Raw genomic sequence first — 16534 nt, 5'->3', positions numbered from 1 at the left:
TTTGCTTAAAGGCGTGAAGCCGCAGCGTATCGCTTAAGTAAATCAGGCACATCTAGAATTAATGCAATGTGGCCATCGCTAGTAATTGTCGCACCAGCCATACCTGGAGTGCCCTGTAATAGATTATCGAGTGGCTTAATAACCACTTCTTCTTGACCAATAAGCGTATCCACAACAAAACCAACGCGTTGGTTACCAATCTGTACAATCACCACGTGACCGTGACCAGTACGCTCTTGGACGTTTTGCGATTTGGATGCTAACCAGTTTTGTAAGTAAAATAGCGGGATAGATTTCTCACGTACAATGATCGTCAGCTGACCATCTACCACGTTTGTACGGCTAAGATCTAAGTGGAAAATTTCACTCACCGAAGCCAGTGGTAGAGCAAACGGATGACCGCCAACACCAACCATCAGAGTCGGTAAAATCGCTAACGTTAGTGGTACCTTGATCGTAATCTTAGTGCCCTTGCCTAGCTCAGAATCGATATCGATTGAACCGTTTAAGGTATTGATCGCCGTCTTAACCACGTCCATACCCACACCACGACCAGAGATGTCAGAAATTTTATCTTTACTTGAGAAACCAGGTGCGAAGATAAGGTTGAAGCACTCTTTATCTGTTAAACGTGCCGCCGCATCTTCATCCATCATGCCACGCTTCACCGCGATGCCACGCAGTTTGTTCGGGTCCATACCGCCACCATCATCTACGATGGATAGTTCAATATGGTCCCCTTCTTGCGATGCTGACAAAATCACTTTACCTGTGCGTGATTTGCCGGCCTTCGCGCGTGCGTCTGGCATTTCAATACCGTGATCAACCGAGTTACGTACCAAGTGAATCAACGGATCGGCCAATGCTTCTACAAGGTTCTTATCGAGATCGGTTTCTTCACCGCGCATTTCTAGCACGATGTCTTTATTTAGGTTACGAGCCAAGTCACGGACAACGCGCGGGAAACGGCCAAACACTTTCTTAATTGGCTGCATACGCGTTTTCATTACCGCGCCTTGTAGATCCGCAGTTACCACGTCAAGGTTAGCGACCGCTTTGGACATCTCTTCGTTGTCGCTATTCAAACCAAGGCTTAATAGGCGGTTTCGAACCAATACGAGCTCACCCACCATGTTCATGATGGTATCAAGTGTCGAGGTATCAACACGAACGGTTGCTTCAGCCTGAGGTTTTTTAACCGCTGGTGCTTTAGCTTCTTCTTTTACCGCGACTGGTTTAGATTCTGGCTTTGGTGCTGGCGCTGCTTGAACGGGTGCTGGCTTAGCAACAGGCTCAGGTTTCGCAGGGCTTTGCTCTACGTTTGCTGACGCTGGCTTCGTTGCCATATCTAATTCTTCTAGCGTTGGACCTTTACCTGAACCATGTAGCTCATCGAGTAACTTTTCGAACTCTTCGTCCGTCATTAAGTCACTGTCTTGATTTGATGAAGATGACACTGGAGCGGAAGGCTCTGCCGCTTTAGGTGGCTCTACTGGTACGGATGCAGATGCAGCAGCCTCTGCCGTAGAAGGGCTTTTTCCTACACCGTGCAGTTCATCGAGTAAACGTTCAAACTCATCATCAGTGATATCACCACTTTCAACTGATGGTGCACTCGATTGAGGCGGTTCAGATGGCGTTGTAGGTGTCGCAGACATTGAGGTGCCTGGCGCTGAACCTTTACCATGAAGCTCATCCAGTAGCTTTTCGAATTCGTCTTGGGTAATTTCATCAACAGAGCCGACACTTGATGGTGCTGACGGCGCAGCAGGTTCTTCGATGATAGGCTCGGGAATAATAGGCTCTGGAGTAGCCACTGGTTCTTCAACTACGGTTGCCGCTACTTCATCTTCTGACTCAGGTTTGCATAGACGATGAAGTTCTTCAAGAAGCTCAGGGTCCGCAGCTTCTAACGGCTCACGATCTTGAACAGCCTGGAACTGGGTATTAACCGTATCCAAGGCTTTTAGCATCGTATCCATTAAGTTTTGCGTTACCGTGCGTTGACCGTTTCGTAAAACGTCGAACACGTTCTCCGCACCATGACAAGTATCGACTAGCTCTGCCAATGAAAGGAAGCCGGCACCGCCTTTTACGGTATGAAACCCGCGGAAAATAGCATTAAGTAAGTCTTTGTCTTCTGGGTTATTTTCTAATTCAACCAACTGCTCAGAAAGCAGCTCGAGAATTTCCCCAGCCTCAATGAGAAAGTCCTGAAGAATATCTTCGTCTAAATCGTAGCTCATACGTTACCTTTAAAATCCAAGACTGGACAACAAGTCATCGACTTCGTCCTGCGATGAAACCGCATCTTCTCTCAGTTCTGGATGAAGAATCGGGCCTTCGGCTTCGCTTGTTTGTGTATTCTTTTTATCTGCCGGTTCTGACAAAACTTGAATATGTTCTTCAAGTTTATTTCCAGAGAATACGGTTAGGATTTCCACTAAGCGGCCTTCAACTTCATTAACCAACGTAATTACGCGGCGAATGATTTGGCCAGTTAGGTCTTGGAAGTCTTGCGCCATGAGAATTTCGGTCAACTGGCCGCGCAATTCAGTGCTGTCACCTTCGACTTGCACTAATAGCCCGTCGATTCGGTGGCACAGTGCTTTAAATTCGCTTAATTCTATGCGCCCGTGCATGAGTTCATTCCATTGAGGACGAACTTTTAGAAGGCAATCATGCAGGTTGTCAGCGATAGGAAGGCAGCAGTCGACCGCATCCATTGTTTTGTTGGCTGCAAGCTCTGTCTTCTCGATCACATAATTGAGACGATCCCTAGCGTTAGGGATTTCGTCTTTCGCAATTTCGGTCATGCGCTGATCGAGACTGAACTGCTTGAGTGATTCGTGAAGGTCTCGAGTTAACGCTCCAATTTCTTGCAGCATTGGGTTATCGGCACCTTCGTAGATCGAGGCAACAAGCATATTGGCTTGGTCTTGTTCCCCGTTTTCTAGCATTTGAACGAGTGACTTCGCCTGCTCTAGTGAGATCATTCTGAATAGACCCTTTTACGTTTAGTTCTTCTTATCACTTTGAAAACGCTAAACGAGTCATTTAATAGGTATTTAATAATTGGTATGAATGACTCGAATAACAAAGAGAAAGAGAGAGTTATAAACGCTCGAAAATTTTATCTAATTTTTCTTTTAATGTTGCAGCAGTAAATGGCTTAACAATGTAGCCGTTTACACCTGCTTGAGCAGCTTCAATGATCTGCTCACGCTTCGCTTCAGCCGTGATCATTAGAACTGGCAGATGCTTAAGTTCTGCATCCGCGCGGATGTGTTTAAGCAAATCGATGCCTTGCATACCTGGCATGTTCCAGTCAGTTACAACAAAATCGAAGTCACCTTTTTTCAGCATTGGTAATGCGGTTAAACCATCGTCCGCTTCTTGAGTGTTATTGAAACCCAAGTCACGAAGCAGGTTTTTAACAATACGGCGCATTGTTGAGAAATCATCAACAATAAGGATCTTCATGTTTTTATTCAAAATTGCCTCCACTGAATCGTAAAATCAGTGTTTTTAGTCATTTTGTGTCCACGCACTGAGCTTGGTACGTAAACGTTGCATCGCTTGACTCAGTATTTGACTTACGCGAGATTCGCTTACGCCTAACACATCGCCAATTTCTTTCAAATTGAGTTCTTCATCATAATAAAGCGAAAGAACCAAAGCTTCACGCTCTGGAAGCTGTTTTATTGATTCAACCAGTGCTTTTCGAAATGATTCATCAACTACCCCTTTGAATGGGTTGCTGTCATCGGTTTCATCCGCCGGTGAAATCACATCATCAGAAACGCCTAAATCTTCAATACCGACTAATTTTGAGCAGTTGATATCGGTAAGAGCACTATGATATTGATCCAGTGTCATACCGAGATGCGTGGCTACTTCAGAATCAGTAGGATCTCGATTTAATTCGCCTTCCAGCTCCGCAATCGCTTGGTTAATCTCTCGATTATTTTTATGAACAGAACGCGGTACCCAATCGCCTTTACGCATGTCATCTAACATTGCGCCACGAATACGGATACCTGCATAAGTTTCAAAGCTCGCACCTTTAGAACCATCATAATTCTGCTGAGCTTCGATAAGACCGATCATGCCGGCCTGAATTAAATCCTCTACCTGAACACTCGGCGGTAAACGGCCTAGTAGGTGGTGAGCAATGCGCTTAACCAACACTGAATAACGTTCAATGAACGCCTGCTGGCTATTAAATTTGCCATGTTGGTCATAGGTTATCGCTTTATTCACCAAAAGGGTCCTCTGCGAATTCGGTACGATTTAGCAACCTTTCCACAAAAAATTCCAAGTGTCCACTTGGTGTTTTCGGTAGTGGCCACGTCAACGCTTTGTTTGCTAGTGAGCTGATAGCTAAAGCGGCAGGCGAGCGTGGGAACGCATCAACGACAATTTTTTGTCTTTTTACAGCCTGTCGTACTTTATCATCTAATGGAATACATGCTACGAGTTCAAGGCTAACATTCAAGAATCGCTCTGTGACTAGTGTCAACTTTGCAAACAATTCTCGCCCTTCACGGTAGCTTCTGACCATATTTGCTACAACTTTAAAGCGTTGAACTTGGTGTTCTTTACTCAACAGCTTGATTAATGCATAGGCATCTGTGATTGACGTCGGTTCATCACACACAACTACAACCACATCTTGAGCTGCTCGCGAAAAACTGATTACCATGTCAGAGATACCAGCAGCGGTATCAATCAGCAGGACATCCATTTCGTCTTCAAGACTACCAAATGCTCGAATGAGTCCAGCATGCTGAGCGTGAGAAAGCTCTGTCATGCTCTGTGTGCCAGAAGTTGCAGGAATTATCTTTATACCATAAGGCCCTTCGACAATCGCATCTTTTAGCTCACATTCACCCGCTAAGACATGTCCTAGATTACGTTTTGCACGAATTCCGAGCATCACGTCCACATTGGCCAGACCTAAATCAGCGTCGAGAACCATCACCTTCTTGCCTTGGCGAGCCATACAAATCGCCAGACCCAGTGTTACGTTTGATTTCCCCACACCACCTTTGCCGCCAGTAACAGCAATCACTTTGGTCAACGATGGTTGTGTTAAGCGACGGAGGCCGCTTGCTTGATCGTGTATCATATTCTCAGTCATAGTAGTCCGCCGCCTTAGAGTCCTTCACTGTCACTGTTCCAAAAGTGAGGTTCGTTCTCTGTCGACTTCTCTAACAGTTCATTTGCTTTCGCAAGCATATATTTTGGTTGCGCTATCACAATGTCTTCTGGTACGCGCTGACCATTAGCGATGTAAGCTACTGGCATTGCGTTTTGAATCACTACACTGATGAATTCGCCTAGGCTTAATGACTCATCAAGCTTCGTCATAATACAACCCGAAAGTGGTATACGTCGGAAGTGATCCAGCGTTTCTTGTAGAACACGACGTTGTGCGGTAGCCGGCAAAACAAGGTAGCTGTGAATCACTTCTCCGCTCTCTTGCATTAGAGTGTCGAGCTGCTCGGAAAGCCTCACATCTCGTTGCCCCATCCCTGCCGTATCGACCAAAATCAGTCTTCTGTTTCTTAGCTGATATATAACATCGGCTAACTCGTTAGAATCTTTAGCAACTCTTACGGGACAACCCATGATTCTTCCGTAAATTGAGAGTTGCTCATGTGCACCTATGCGATATGTATCTGTTGTCACAAGGGCCACATTGTCGGCACCGTATTCCATGGCTGCGCGTGCTGCGAGTTTCGCTACGGTTGTTGTTTTCCCAACCCCAGTCGGACCCAACAATGCGACTACGCCACCACGTTTTAAAATGTCCTGTTTAGGAATATTGATTTGATCCGCCACCAGCGACAATAACGCTTTCCACACTCGCGCTGGCTTTGTATCTTCCGGAATATAACAGGCCATCTGGTCTGCTAACTCCGGAGAAACGCCCATTCGCTCTAAGCGCTTAATCAGCATTGCTCTTAGCGGCTCACGGCGTTCTACTTCTTGCCACATCAGGCCAGAAACTTGGTGCTCCAACAGACGACGAATTGACGTCATCTCTTCGCGCATGCTTTCTAGCTCATCGGCCGATTCGTCACGCTCATCACTTGGGCGACGTCGGTCATAGCGCGTCGGGTCCAGCTTGGGCGTCGGACGTTCAAATCGATTGTCCTGTGCGATTAGCTTCGCCAAAGGTGAATCTGGTTGATATGGCGCTGGCTTTTCTTGGTTGTAGCCGTCGCGATGCTTATTTTGGCGTTGCAGCAAAGCAGAGAGCGAATCTTCATTTTCCGCTACGTGGTCGTCAGCATCTGCTGCACCACCGCTATATTGCTTAAGCATATTAGCGAATCGCTGCGTCATTGAGCCTGTTTTTTCATTGTTACTGTTATTACTGTTCAGGCTAATTTTATCTTCATCTAAATGACGATCTTGGTAACGATCAGCAGAAGACGATGACATTTGACGATGTTCGTTATAGCGATTCGATTGAGAAGCACCGCGATTTTGCTGTGACGCTGCGCTTGCTTGAGGCGGATTAGATTCACTATCTATCGCCGCAACAATCGCTACTCCACCAGCCACTTTCTTGTTTGACATGATCACCGCTTCCGCGCCTAACTCCTCTTTCACTTGGAGCAGCGCCGTTCTCATGTCTTTGGCAAAAAATCGCTTTATTTTCAAACTATGAATCCATTAATGATGCGTGAGATCAGTTACCCACGGCTTGCACAATTCTGATCTGTTTTTCATCCGGGATTTCTTGGTAAGACAGTACCCGGAGATTAGGTATTGTGTTCTTCACAAATTTAGCCAACGTCGAGCGTAATACACCAGAAGTAAGCAGAACGGCAGGTTCGCCTTTCAGTTCTTGTTCCTGTGTCGCTTGGCTTAGTGAAGACTGCAATCGCTCAGCGAGTCCCGGTTCAATCCCCGCGGATTCGCCTCCTGATGCTTGCATAGTTTGATGCAATATTTGTTCCAGTTCAGGTATCAAAGTAATCACTGGTAACTCAGGCTCTATACCATTGATTTCTTGAACAATTAGACGTTTAAGACTAATTCGAACTGCTGCCGTCAATATGTCAGCTTCTTGACTCTTACTTGAGTACTCAGCCAAAGTTTGAACAATCGTGCGAATATCGCGGATTGGAATGGCCTCGTTTAACAAGTTTTGTAGGACTTTCACCACCACACCTAATGGTAATTGGTCAGGAACAAAGTTCTCGACCAACTTAGGCGCGCTGCGTCCCAACATTTCTAATAAATTCTCTACTTCTTCATGGCCAATTAGCTGTGATGCGTTGTTGGTCAATAGCTGGCTTAGGTGCGTCGCTAATACCGTTGATGAATCAACAACCGTATAACCCAGAGCCTGCGCGTGCTCACGCTGATCTTCTCGGATCCATACGGCTTCCAGTCCAAAAGCAGGGTCAATGGTTGGCTCACCATCAATCATGCCATACACCTGACCTGGGTTAATCGCTAGCTCTTGATCCGGACGAATCTCTGCTTCGCCCACCGCAACCCCCATCAATGTAATTCGGTAACTGTTTGGGGTCAGCTCAAGATTGTCACGAATATGAACCGCTGGAATTAGGAACCCAAAATCTTGCGATAACTTTTTACGCACACCTTTTACCCGCTCTAACAGTTCCCCACCTTGATCTCTGTCCACCAAAGGGATTAAGCGATAACCGACTTCCAAGCCAATAATATCGACTGGCTGGACGTCATCCCAAGACAGTTCGCGCTGTGAGGAAGGTTCTGTACCTTCGTCTGCTGTTGCTGGTAAAGCGGGCTCTTTCGCTTTCTGCTTCTGCCGTTTGTCGATGAAATATGCCGCTGCACCGGCCGCGACTGCCAGGCTCAAAAACGCAAAGTGTGGCATGCCCGGTACGATGCCCATCACACCAAGAATAGCCGCAGTAATCATCAGCGCTTTTGGGTTGTCGAACATCTGGAAGACCAGTTGTTCACCCATGTCTTCATCGGTGTTTTGGCGTGTCACCATCATTGCCGCTGCAATTGACAGCAATAGCGATGGGATTTGTGCGACCAAACCATCACCGATTGTCAGTAAGGTATAGATTTCAATCGCTTCACCGAAACCCAATCCATACTGCGCCATACCGATCGACAGACCGCCGACGATGTTGATAAACAGAATCAAAATACCGGCAATCGCGTCACCTTTTACGAACTTCGAGGCACCATCCATCGAGCCATAGAAATCCGCTTCTTTGGTCACTTCAAAACGACGAACTCTTGCCTGCTCTTGGTCTATCAATCCGGCATTCAAGTCCGCATCAATCGCCATTTGCTTACCCGGCAACGCATCAAGCGTAAAGCGAGCACTTACCTCAGAGATACGACCCGCACCTTTGGTCACCACCATAAAGTTGATGATCATTAAGATGAGGAAAACCACTAGGCCGACCGCGTAGTTACCACCAATAACGACGTTACCGAACGCCTCAATTACGTTACCTGCCGCATTACCGCCTTCATGACCATGCAGTAAGACGACACGAGTCGAGGCAACGTTCAAAGCCAAGCGGAGCAACGTGGCGATCAGCAATACCGTTGGAAAAGCAGCGAAGTCCAAAGGGCGACGTGTGTAAACGGTCACTAACAACACCACCATCGACAGCGCGATGTTAAAGGTGAAGAACATATCCAGCAAAAATGCTGGAATCGGCAGTACCACCATCGCTAGGGTGGCCAAAACCATCACCGGAGCACCAATAGCTGGCATTTCACGTTGAGGGATTCGTGGCAATTTATCTGCAAACGGCAGGCTTAACTTCATACTGCGAGAGATCTCAATCGATTGAAGCGTCACGTAAGCTCTTACTATTAATACGCGACCGCTTTAGCCTAAAAGTTTAGGTAGGGTTGATAATTAAAGCGTTTTAAGCAATCTATGTACCATAATTAGCGCCAAAATAATGACTAAACACTCAAATAGAGCTTAGCTTTTGATCAAACGAGCTTTTTTAAGGCTTTACCGCTTTTCGTATCAATGACGGTGCTCGGGCGGGATTGGCAAATCATAATCTTGAATTTTCGGGCGCTGTCCACCTCGTTTTCGGTATTGCTTCAATTGGAATACAAATGCCAAAACCTGAGCGACGGCAGTAAATAACCCATCGGGGATCTCTTGCTCGAGCTCTGTCGTGTGGTACAACGCACGAGCCAAAGGTGGTGCGGGCACAATCGTAATGTCATGTTCGCGGGCGACTTCTCGAATCTTCATCGCCATGTGGTCAGTACCTTTAGCGATCACGACTGGCGCACGGTCTGTCTTCTGCTTATAACGAAGCGCTACCGAGAAGTGCTCAGGGTTAGTAACAATAACATCAGCTTGAGGAACATCCGCCATCATTCGACGTTGAGCCGCTTCCCTTTGCAACATACGAATACGGCCTTTCACTTCCGGCTTACCTTCAGTCTCTTTGTATTCGTCTTTGACTTCTTGCTTGGTCATTTTTAACTGATCGGCGTGCTGCCAGATTTGAAATGGAATATCGATGGCAACCACAATCAATAGCGAGCAACTGATCAGCAAAATAAAGTTCAGCAAAATATCTAAAGCATGGAAGATGTTTTGCGGATACACATCCATGCTCAATTGAATCAGATCGGCCTGCGATGCTTGGATCAAATAGATGGCGACACCAGTGACCAGAACCACTTTAAGGATTGATTTGATCAACTCTACCCAGCTTTGCATTCCAACCATTCGCTTTAAGCCGCTAAGCGGATTCATTTTCGACAGCTTGGGCATGGCCGCTTGGGCAGAAAAACTGATTCCTCCCACACCTGCTGCTCCAATCATGGCGGCGGTAAACAATGTCGCTAACACCAAAAATAGTGGGAACAACAAATCACTCATCGCGCCCAAAGCGATATCAAACAGTTTTGCAGTATCGAAAATCTCTTCTCGTTGAAGATCAAATAAACGGCTCATGATGGAAAACAATGAACGTGCTAACGCCTCGCCAAACCACATCAATGAAATGGCGCCAACGATCAGCACAGATGCTGATGCGAGCTCTTTAGATCGAGCGACCTGCCCCTTTTCTCTGGCTTGTTGTAACCGTCGGGGCGTGGCTTCTTCGGTGCGTTCCTGACCGTCTGATTCTGCCAAATCTTAGCACTCCAAGCGAATAAGCCGACAAATCTGCGCCTCACCCACTGTCCAGAACATTTCATAATGACTGTATAGACCAGCCAGTATGTACCAACAAAGTAATAGACCCACCATCAAAGCAAAAGCAAAACCAAGCGAGAAGATATTCAGCTGTGGTGCGGCACGGGTCATTACACCAAACGACAAGTTAATGGTCAGTAGCGCAATAATGCCAGATAGAGACATACTCAGTGCCGTTTGGAACATAATACCAAGCCAGCCTGCCATTTCACGGAAATCAACCGCGTTGAGCGAGCCGGAGCCAATCGGCAAAGTTTTGAAACTGAACACCACCAATTGCAGCATTTTTAAGTGTCCATCGGTGGCAAGAAAAAACATTGTCGTTAAGAACATGAATAACTGACCAAGCAATGGCGTGTTCTGACCATTTGCAGGATCAACCATAGAAGCAAAGCCCAAACTTGATTGCATACCCAATATTTGACCCAGCAGGACAAAGGTTTGAATCATAAATTGAGTAACCATACCCATCGCTATGCCGATGATCATTTGCTCGGCAATGGTCATGAAACCACGAAACGAGAGTAGCTCAATGTCTTGAGGTACGGTGGGGATGGCTGGCATGACAGCGAAAGTGATGGCTAAACCGAGGTAAAGGCGGATTCTTGGCGAAACAAATCGGGCCCCGGTTACTGTCATCACCATCAACATGGATGAGATACGAACATAGGGCCAGAAGTAGTTTGCGATCCAATCTAAGACAACGCTAGTGGGGTACTCCATAGGCGCCTCTAATAAAGCACCTGAGGTAAGCGTTCAATCAAGCCATAGAAATATTCCATCAACATTTGCGTCATCCAATGCCCAAACAGCATCAGGGCCAAAAGCGTGACAATCAAACGCGGTAAGAAGCTCAATGTTTGTTCGTTGATGGATGTCGCAGCTTGAAAAATCGCAACTACAAGGCCGATAAGCAAGCTTGGGATGATAATGGCGCAGACCATGATAAGCACCATCCAAAGTGCTTCACGGAAAAGCTCGACAAACATTTCTGGTGTCATGTCTTATCCTCTATCTGCGCTTATCTAAAGGGCAAAGCTGCCCGCAAGTGTCGAGAGTATCAAGTTCCAACCATCGACCAATACGAACAACATCAACTTGAACGGCAACGAAACAATCATTGGTGACAACATCATCATACCCATTGCCATCAGTACCGAAGCGACTACAAGGTCAATAATCAAAAACGGCAAGAAGAGCATAAAGCCAATTTGGAATGCAGTTTTTAGCTCTGAGGTGATAAAAGCCGGAATCAACACCGCCATCGACACATCTTCTGGATTCTCGACTTGCTCTCCAGACATGGTTACGAACGTCTCCAAATCTTTGATTCGGGTCTGCTTAAGCATAAATGCTTTCATTGGCGCTTGTGCTGCATCAAACGCTTCTCGCGCCGTAACTTGCTCGTTCAAATAAGGCTGAACAGCTTTGTCGTTGATTTCGTTCAGGACAGGAGACATAACAAAAAAGGTCAAAAACAGCGCAATACCAATAATAACCTGATTAGAAGGCGTTTGTTGCAAACCCATTGCCTGACGCAATATCGACATCACCACCACAATTCGAGTGAACGAGGTCATCAGAATCACCATGGCAGGCAAGAAGCCAAGCATGGTCATTAACGCTAAAATTTGTAGTGTAACCGAGTAGTCTTCACTGCCATCAGGGTTCGTGGTCATGGTGAATGCTGGAATACCACCGCCACTAGAAACGGACATAGCACGGCTAGCACCAGTATCACTTTGCATAGCCTGAACTGTAACACTACTTCCATCGGCTAAGTTATCTGGCAGCGCTGACTCCTCTGCTTCAGCAAAGGTAAATGAAGAAAACAGCACGCCGACAAAAAGTAACAACGTACTCAGGAGCAAACGAATTGGATTACCCTTTGTCATGTTTTTTGATCAGCTGGCTAAATTGAGTCGCAAAAGCATTGGTCGCCAACTCTTCCTCTTTCAGTGGCTTATCTAACTTGGCTAAAGTTTGGATCGATTGGCTAGTAATCCCAACCAAAAACTGTTCTTCACCCACTTGAACTACTGCGATTCTTTCTTTTGTACCCACTGGCAACTGACTCACTATACGCAAGCCCTTTTGTTGTCCCATCGCTGGCACTTGCATACGTTTCAGCAACCAAGCCAGCAAAAGAATCACGCCGATTACAAGCACAAGCGAGCCAAGTGTCGTCGCAAGATCCAGATTATTTGGTGCGGCAGCAAATGCATAAGGAGCACTTAGCATTAAGCTCAGTGCTCCAGTGATTTGCTTCAATCGCATTTTGATTGAACGACTCATCTTAACGCAGCTTCTTAATTCGTTCAGTTTGGCTGATCACATCCGTCAAACGGATACCAAACTTATCGTTGACGACCACGACTTCGCCGTGAGCAATCAAAGTACCGTTAACCAATACGTCGAGCGACTCACCGGCTAGACGATCCAACTCAACAACCGAACCTTGGTTAAGCTGCAACAGGTTCCGAATGCTAATTTGAGAACGACCGACTTCCATCGAAATCGTCACCGGGATATCCATAATAGTGTCGAGTTTACGACGCTCATCTTCGCTAATTGGGCTTGAAGTGTCTTTTAGCTCTTCCAGTGGCGCAGCCAATACTTCATCTACGTCTACAGAAGGGGCAGACGGGTCTTCGCCAAGAGCGGCTGCCCATTCGTCTGCTAGCTTTTGATCGTCACTTGGTTCCATTTTTCTATCCTGTGTTACGCCTTACTCATGCCATAGCATGTCTGTTTAATAAGGTATCTTAATGGTCTATATCGTCTTCACTCTCAAGCTCGGACATGATGTCTTTACCTAAGAAAGCTAAATCTGTTTTGACGACATGTGGGCGCTCAATTTCCTCAGAAATTTGCACCGCTAATTTGTCTTCCGAACGACCCATTTTTACGCGATAGGTCGGTAGGTCTTCTACAAACATCGTCGCATGTTCTGGCATTTCAATCGGGATGATATCGCCCGGTTGCAGCTCCATGAGATCACGCAAAGAAATGTCTTTTTCGAGCAAGTTCACGCGGAAGTTAACCGGACAATCCATGATCTCTTCACGTAGTGCTGAGCTCCAGCGAACGTCCGTTTCCATCTTGTCGGACTGAACACCTGCATCCAATAGTTCACGGATAGGCTCAACCATGGAGTAAGGCATAACGACATGAAAATCGCCGCCACCGCCGTCAACTTCTATATGGAAGGAACTCACGACAATCACTTCTGTCGGGCTGACAATGTTTGCCATACTTGGGTTTACTTCAGAGTCGAGATATTCGAACTCTACCCCCATCACTGGCGACCACGCTTCTTTATAATCTTCAAATACAATTTTCAGTAACAACTGAATGATGCGGCGTTCCGTTGGGGTAAATTCGCGGCCTTCGATTTTGGCGTGGAATCGACCATCACCGCCAAAGAAGTTTTCTACCAGAATAAAGACTAAACGAGCCTCCATGGTGATCAACGCAGTGCCTTTTAACGGACGAAAACGCACCATGTTCAAACTGGTTGGCACGTACAATGTGTTCTGGTATTCACCAAACTTCATCATCTGCACGCCATTGATCGACACCTCTGCCGTTTTACGCAGCATATTAAACAGACTAATACGCATGTGCCGTGCAAAGCGCTCGTTGATAAGTTCGAGCGTCGGCATTCGACCACGTACGATTCTGTCTTGCGACGAGAAATCAAAATTGACGGCACCCTCAGTGTCGTTTTCTATCGGTTCATCGACGTCATCAACATCGTCAACTCCATGCAATAGCGCATCAATTTCGTCTTGGCTTAATAGATCGGTCACGTTTTACCTATTGAATAACAAAATCTGTAAACAGTACTTTTTCAATCACTGGCTTACCGACCGCAGCATTCAGCGCTGCTTTGATATCTTCGGAAGCACGATCGCGCAATTCCACTCGTCCTGTAGGAGAGCGCAATTGATTAACCGTCGCGGAAGCAAACGTTGATAGCATAGAGCTTTCAATCAGTGGCGAATGATACCGCGCCAACTCTTCATTTTCTGCACCGCGAACCATTAACTGCGCTTTAATTTGAACCAACCTATCGCGGCTATCCCCAGTAACGTTAAATACAAATGCCTGAGGAAGATTCACATACGCGATGGGCGCAGCATCCGATGCCTTCACTTGAGCCTGTTGAGACGATTCAGCCTGAGCAGGTTCATCAGAGCCCATTAGAAAAAATGCCGCTGCCCCGCCACCAAGTAGTAATACTACAACAGCGATGATGATGATAAGTAACTTGCTTTTTCCTTTCGGCGCATCGGCCCCTTGTAACTGTTCTTCTGCCATTCTTGTCTCTTATTGTTCTTTTGAGATACCAAGACGTTTTAGTGAGTTGCTTGGTAACCGTATGCCATTGCCGTTAAACGGCCTTTTATGCGTAAAAACTAATTCCATCACGCTTTGAAGCGACATTCAAATCCAGATTGACATCAGATTCAAAACCCTCTTCGGACTGTCCAGAGAAACCGCCACTTTGCGCGCTTTGAGCATGTTGTTCAGCAGTATACCTACCTTGCTGTTGCCCACTGCTTTGTTGTTGGACGGAAGAATCAGCCAGCTGCATACCTTGTTGCGCTAGCATTTCTCTCAAACGAGGGAGCGTCTGTTCAATAATGTCACGAGCTTGCGGGTTGTTCACTGTAAAATGTACATTGGCAACGTCATTATTCATGGTCATACGAATTTGCATACGACCTAACTCTGGTGGATCAAGACGAATATCGAGATTTTTCAGATTCTTCGACATCATCATTTGCACTTTTTCCGCAACTTGCTCGTTGGCTAGCTCTTTAGTTAGTTGCAACGGAAGCTGAGCTTGTTGTGCAGCATCAATACGCGTTTGTTGCTGCACATTAATTCCTTGCTGACCTGCCATAGCTTGAAGCTGTCCAGCGAAGCCATGTTGGAGGTCCGACTTATCTTGTTTATCCACAGTCGCCTTTAGCGCACCAGTCGCCAATGCTGCGTTCATCACTTTCTGGCTAATCTCTCCGTCTTTCACACCTTGAAGCGACGTCGGCACTTGCGCGGCTATCAACATATCGGGCGTTGGAGATAATGCGACTTTTTCTCCACTATGAGCAGTTTGTGGCTGGAGTACTTGAGCCGCTGTATGCTGGATTTGCTGAGACACTGCCATAGGTCCAGCCTGGCGAGTTAAATTATGTTGTACTTGTTGCTCTGCGAGAATCTGTTTAATGTCATTAGGGAGCGCAACAAATTGGGCAAGGTCTTGCTCAGGAATATCCGCCGTGATCCTTCCTTGTTTCAAACCTTCAATGATCTGAGCTTCTTGCTGAGTCAGTGCTTTTCCTTGCGCCAACTTAGTATCTATAACTTCAAGTTCATCCAAGGAGACTCGTGGAAGCGCGTCGATGTTGGAACCATCAACGTCTGTTAACAACGGCGACAGATCATTAGCTACTTCACCACTGACTGCGCTCTTAGCCGTCGGATGGCTGGCTTGTTTCGCTAGCTCTTGCCAAGCAGCAAACTCAGGCGAAAGTTTGTCGACATCGATAGGTTGACCATTCTTATCTAAAATTGGCTCTAAGTCTTGTCCTGGGATCATCTGTGCTTGTTCAAGCGAATGAACTGATGGCGTTTCATTCAAAGCCAGCTCATCAAGGTGTGTCGAAACGGTTGCTTGCTCGTGGAACGAATGCACTAAATTCGCGCTCTGAGGCAAAACTTTGCCACTATCGATGGATGCATTACTCGCATTCAGGGTTTGATTCGCTTGTTCAATTCGACCAAGAAGCTGTTGTCCTTCGCCCATCGTGCTTTTTACGTCCATTGTATTTGATGGGTTGCTCGTATCGATTGATGTTGATTTCACTTTTTCAATAGCTTCAACATCATTCTCCAAAGGTGTGCTGTTACTCGCCTTTTGTAAACTTGCTTCTTCACTTAAGGTTGCATTCGGTTTGTTTGCTGATATTTCATCAAAACCATGGGTCTCGTCACTGACGGATTCTTGGCTTTCTTGCGCCAACAATTCGTCCGAGACGTTAGCAGAAGAAGTACTGCCTACATCCGCTCTTTCTTTTTCTTCAACCACTGTCGATTCTGTTGCTACTTTTTCGGGCTTTTGTTTACCAGCAAACGCATCGGTTAACGTTTCTAAAAATCCCTTGCTCTCAGTGCTCTCTGCGGACGCTTTAGCGGACACATCAGAAACTGGCGTCTTGGTAGTCGCAGATACATGGGACAAATTCACACTCATTTAGAAACTCTCGTTCTCGTGGCTCTGAGCGTATCGCTGACAGACAGCAATACTGGCGGCAAACA

16 protein-coding genes are annotated in these 16534 nt (G+C 46.4%); all 16 read right to left on the bottom strand.

Features of this window, described 5'->3' with window-relative positions; genetic code table 11:
* Window positions 1-5: 5 nt before the first annotated feature.
* The 16 genes from R7D93_RS04205 to R7D93_RS04130 all read right to left on the bottom strand — a co-directional run bounded on the left by R7D93_RS04205 (window position 6) and on the right by R7D93_RS04130 (window position 16469).
* On the bottom strand, window positions 6-2246 hold the full coding sequence (locus tag R7D93_RS04205) for a chemotaxis protein CheA (protein WP_005380503.1): 2241 nt from the start codon (window positions 2244-2246) through the stop codon (window positions 6-8).
* 9 nt (window positions 2247-2255) lie between these two features.
* Entirely contained in the window at window positions 2256-2996 is a 741-nt protein-coding gene (locus R7D93_RS04200; protein WP_005380502.1) for a protein phosphatase CheZ, read from the bottom strand.
* Window positions 2997-3114: 118 nt separating this feature from the next.
* Window positions 3115-3483, bottom strand: a complete 369-nt coding sequence (gene cheY, locus R7D93_RS04195; protein ID WP_017635949.1) for a chemotaxis response regulator CheY — start codon at window positions 3481-3483, stop codon at window positions 3115-3117.
* Window positions 3484-3528: 45 nt separating this feature from the next.
* A complete protein-coding gene (locus R7D93_RS04190; RefSeq protein WP_005380499.1) occupies window positions 3529-4263 on the bottom strand; it encodes an RNA polymerase sigma factor FliA in 735 nt (244 codons plus the stop codon).
* Window positions 4256-5143, bottom strand: a complete 888-nt coding sequence (locus tag R7D93_RS04185; RefSeq protein WP_005380498.1) for a MinD/ParA family protein — start codon at window positions 5141-5143, stop codon at window positions 4256-4258. Before R7D93_RS04185 ends, R7D93_RS04190 begins: the two co-directional genes overlap by 8 nt.
* A 14-nt stretch (window positions 5144-5157) precedes the next feature.
* Window positions 5158-6675: a flagellar biosynthesis protein FlhF gene (flhF, locus tag R7D93_RS04180; RefSeq protein ID WP_225495512.1), complete on the bottom strand. Its 1518-nt coding sequence runs from the start codon at window positions 6673-6675 to the stop codon at window positions 5158-5160.
* Between the two features lie 28 nt (window positions 6676-6703).
* Window positions 6704-8803 (bottom strand): flagellar biosynthesis protein FlhA, encoded by a 2100-nt coding sequence (gene flhA / locus R7D93_RS04175; RefSeq protein ID WP_025998722.1) that lies wholly within the window; start codon window positions 8801-8803, stop codon window positions 6704-6706.
* Window positions 8804-9013: 210 nt separating this feature from the next.
* Entirely contained in the window at window positions 9014-10144 is a 1131-nt protein-coding gene (gene flhB / locus R7D93_RS04170) for a flagellar biosynthesis protein FlhB (RefSeq protein ID WP_005380490.1), read from the bottom strand.
* A 3-nt stretch (window positions 10145-10147) separates the two neighbouring features.
* Window positions 10148-10930, bottom strand: coding sequence for a flagellar biosynthetic protein FliR (gene fliR, locus R7D93_RS04165; protein WP_170897466.1), 783 nt, complete (start codon window positions 10928-10930; stop codon window positions 10148-10150).
* A gap of 8 nt (window positions 10931-10938) precedes the next feature.
* Window positions 10939-11208 (bottom strand): flagellar biosynthesis protein FliQ, encoded by a 270-nt coding sequence (gene fliQ, locus R7D93_RS04160; RefSeq protein ID WP_005380488.1) that lies wholly within the window; start codon window positions 11206-11208, stop codon window positions 10939-10941.
* Window positions 11209-11232: 24 nt separating this feature from the next.
* Window positions 11233-12102, bottom strand: a complete 870-nt coding sequence (fliP, locus tag R7D93_RS04155; RefSeq protein WP_005380487.1) for a flagellar type III secretion system pore protein FliP — start codon at window positions 12100-12102, stop codon at window positions 11233-11235.
* Entirely contained in the window at window positions 12089-12502 is a 414-nt protein-coding gene (gene fliO / locus R7D93_RS04150; RefSeq protein ID WP_005380480.1) for a flagellar biosynthetic protein FliO, read from the bottom strand. Before fliO ends, fliP begins: the two co-directional genes overlap by 14 nt.
* Before the next feature lies 1 nt (window position 12503).
* On the bottom strand, window positions 12504-12914 hold the full coding sequence (gene fliN / locus R7D93_RS04145; protein WP_005380479.1) for a flagellar motor switch protein FliN: 411 nt from the start codon (window positions 12912-12914) through the stop codon (window positions 12504-12506).
* 58 nt (window positions 12915-12972) lie between these two features.
* Window positions 12973-14019, bottom strand: coding sequence for a flagellar motor switch protein FliM (gene fliM, locus R7D93_RS04140; RefSeq protein WP_005380478.1), 1047 nt, complete (start codon window positions 14017-14019; stop codon window positions 12973-12975).
* A 7-nt stretch (window positions 14020-14026) separates the two neighbouring features.
* Window positions 14027-14530, bottom strand: a complete 504-nt coding sequence (gene fliL, locus R7D93_RS04135) for a flagellar basal body-associated protein FliL (RefSeq protein ID WP_213868027.1) — start codon at window positions 14528-14530, stop codon at window positions 14027-14029.
* A gap of 85 nt (window positions 14531-14615) precedes the next feature.
* Complete coding sequence (locus tag R7D93_RS04130) at window positions 14616-16469, bottom strand: flagellar hook-length control protein FliK (protein ID WP_213868026.1); 1854 nt, start codon at window positions 16467-16469, stop codon at window positions 14616-14618.
* Window positions 16470-16534: the final 65 nt, after the last annotated feature.

The organism is Vibrio sp. YT-15 (assembly GCF_033337445.1).
GTDB lineage: Bacteria > Pseudomonadota > Gammaproteobacteria > Enterobacterales > Vibrionaceae > Vibrio > Vibrio alginolyticus.
This window is presented reverse-complemented; position numbering and strand designations above follow the sequence as displayed.

What these genes read in the sequence shown, in the direction of transcription:
- R7D93_RS04205 (WP_005380503.1), bottom strand. Translation starts at nt 2,246, where the DNA reads ATGAGCTACGATTTAGACGAAGATATTCTTCAGGACTTTCTCATTGAG.
- R7D93_RS04200 (WP_005380502.1), bottom strand. Translation starts at nt 2,996, where the DNA reads ATGATCTCACTAGAGCAGGCGAAGTCACTCGTTCAAATGCTAGAAAAC.
- cheY (WP_017635949.1), bottom strand. Translation starts at nt 3,483, where the DNA reads ATGAAGATCCTTATTGTTGATGATTTCTCAACAATGCGCCGTATTGTT.
- R7D93_RS04185 (WP_005380498.1), bottom strand. Translation starts at nt 5,143, where the DNA reads ATGACTGAGAATATGATACACGATCAAGCAAGCGGCCTCCGTCGCTTA.
- flhA (WP_025998722.1), bottom strand. Translation starts at nt 8,803, where the DNA reads ATGAAGTTAAGCCTGCCGTTTGCAGATAAATTGCCACGAATCCCTCAA.
- fliR (WP_170897466.1), bottom strand. Translation starts at nt 10,930, where the DNA reads ATGGAGTACCCCACTAGCGTTGTCTTAGATTGGATCGCAAACTACTTC.
- fliQ (WP_005380488.1), bottom strand. Translation starts at nt 11,208, where the DNA reads ATGACACCAGAAATGTTTGTCGAGCTTTTCCGTGAAGCACTTTGGATG.
- fliP (WP_005380487.1), bottom strand. Translation starts at nt 12,102, where the DNA reads ATGACAAAGGGTAATCCAATTCGTTTGCTCCTGAGTACGTTGTTACTT.
- fliO (WP_005380480.1), bottom strand. Translation starts at nt 12,502, where the DNA reads ATGAGTCGTTCAATCAAAATGCGATTGAAGCAAATCACTGGAGCACTG.
- fliN (WP_005380479.1), bottom strand. Translation starts at nt 12,914, where the DNA reads ATGGAACCAAGTGACGATCAAAAGCTAGCAGACGAATGGGCAGCCGCT.
- fliL (WP_213868027.1), bottom strand. Translation starts at nt 14,530, where the DNA reads ATGGCAGAAGAACAGTTACAAGGGGCCGATGCGCCGAAAGGAAAAAGC.
- R7D93_RS04130 (WP_213868026.1), bottom strand. Translation starts at nt 16,469, where the DNA reads ATGAGTGTGAATTTGTCCCATGTATCTGCGACTACCAAGACGCCAGTT.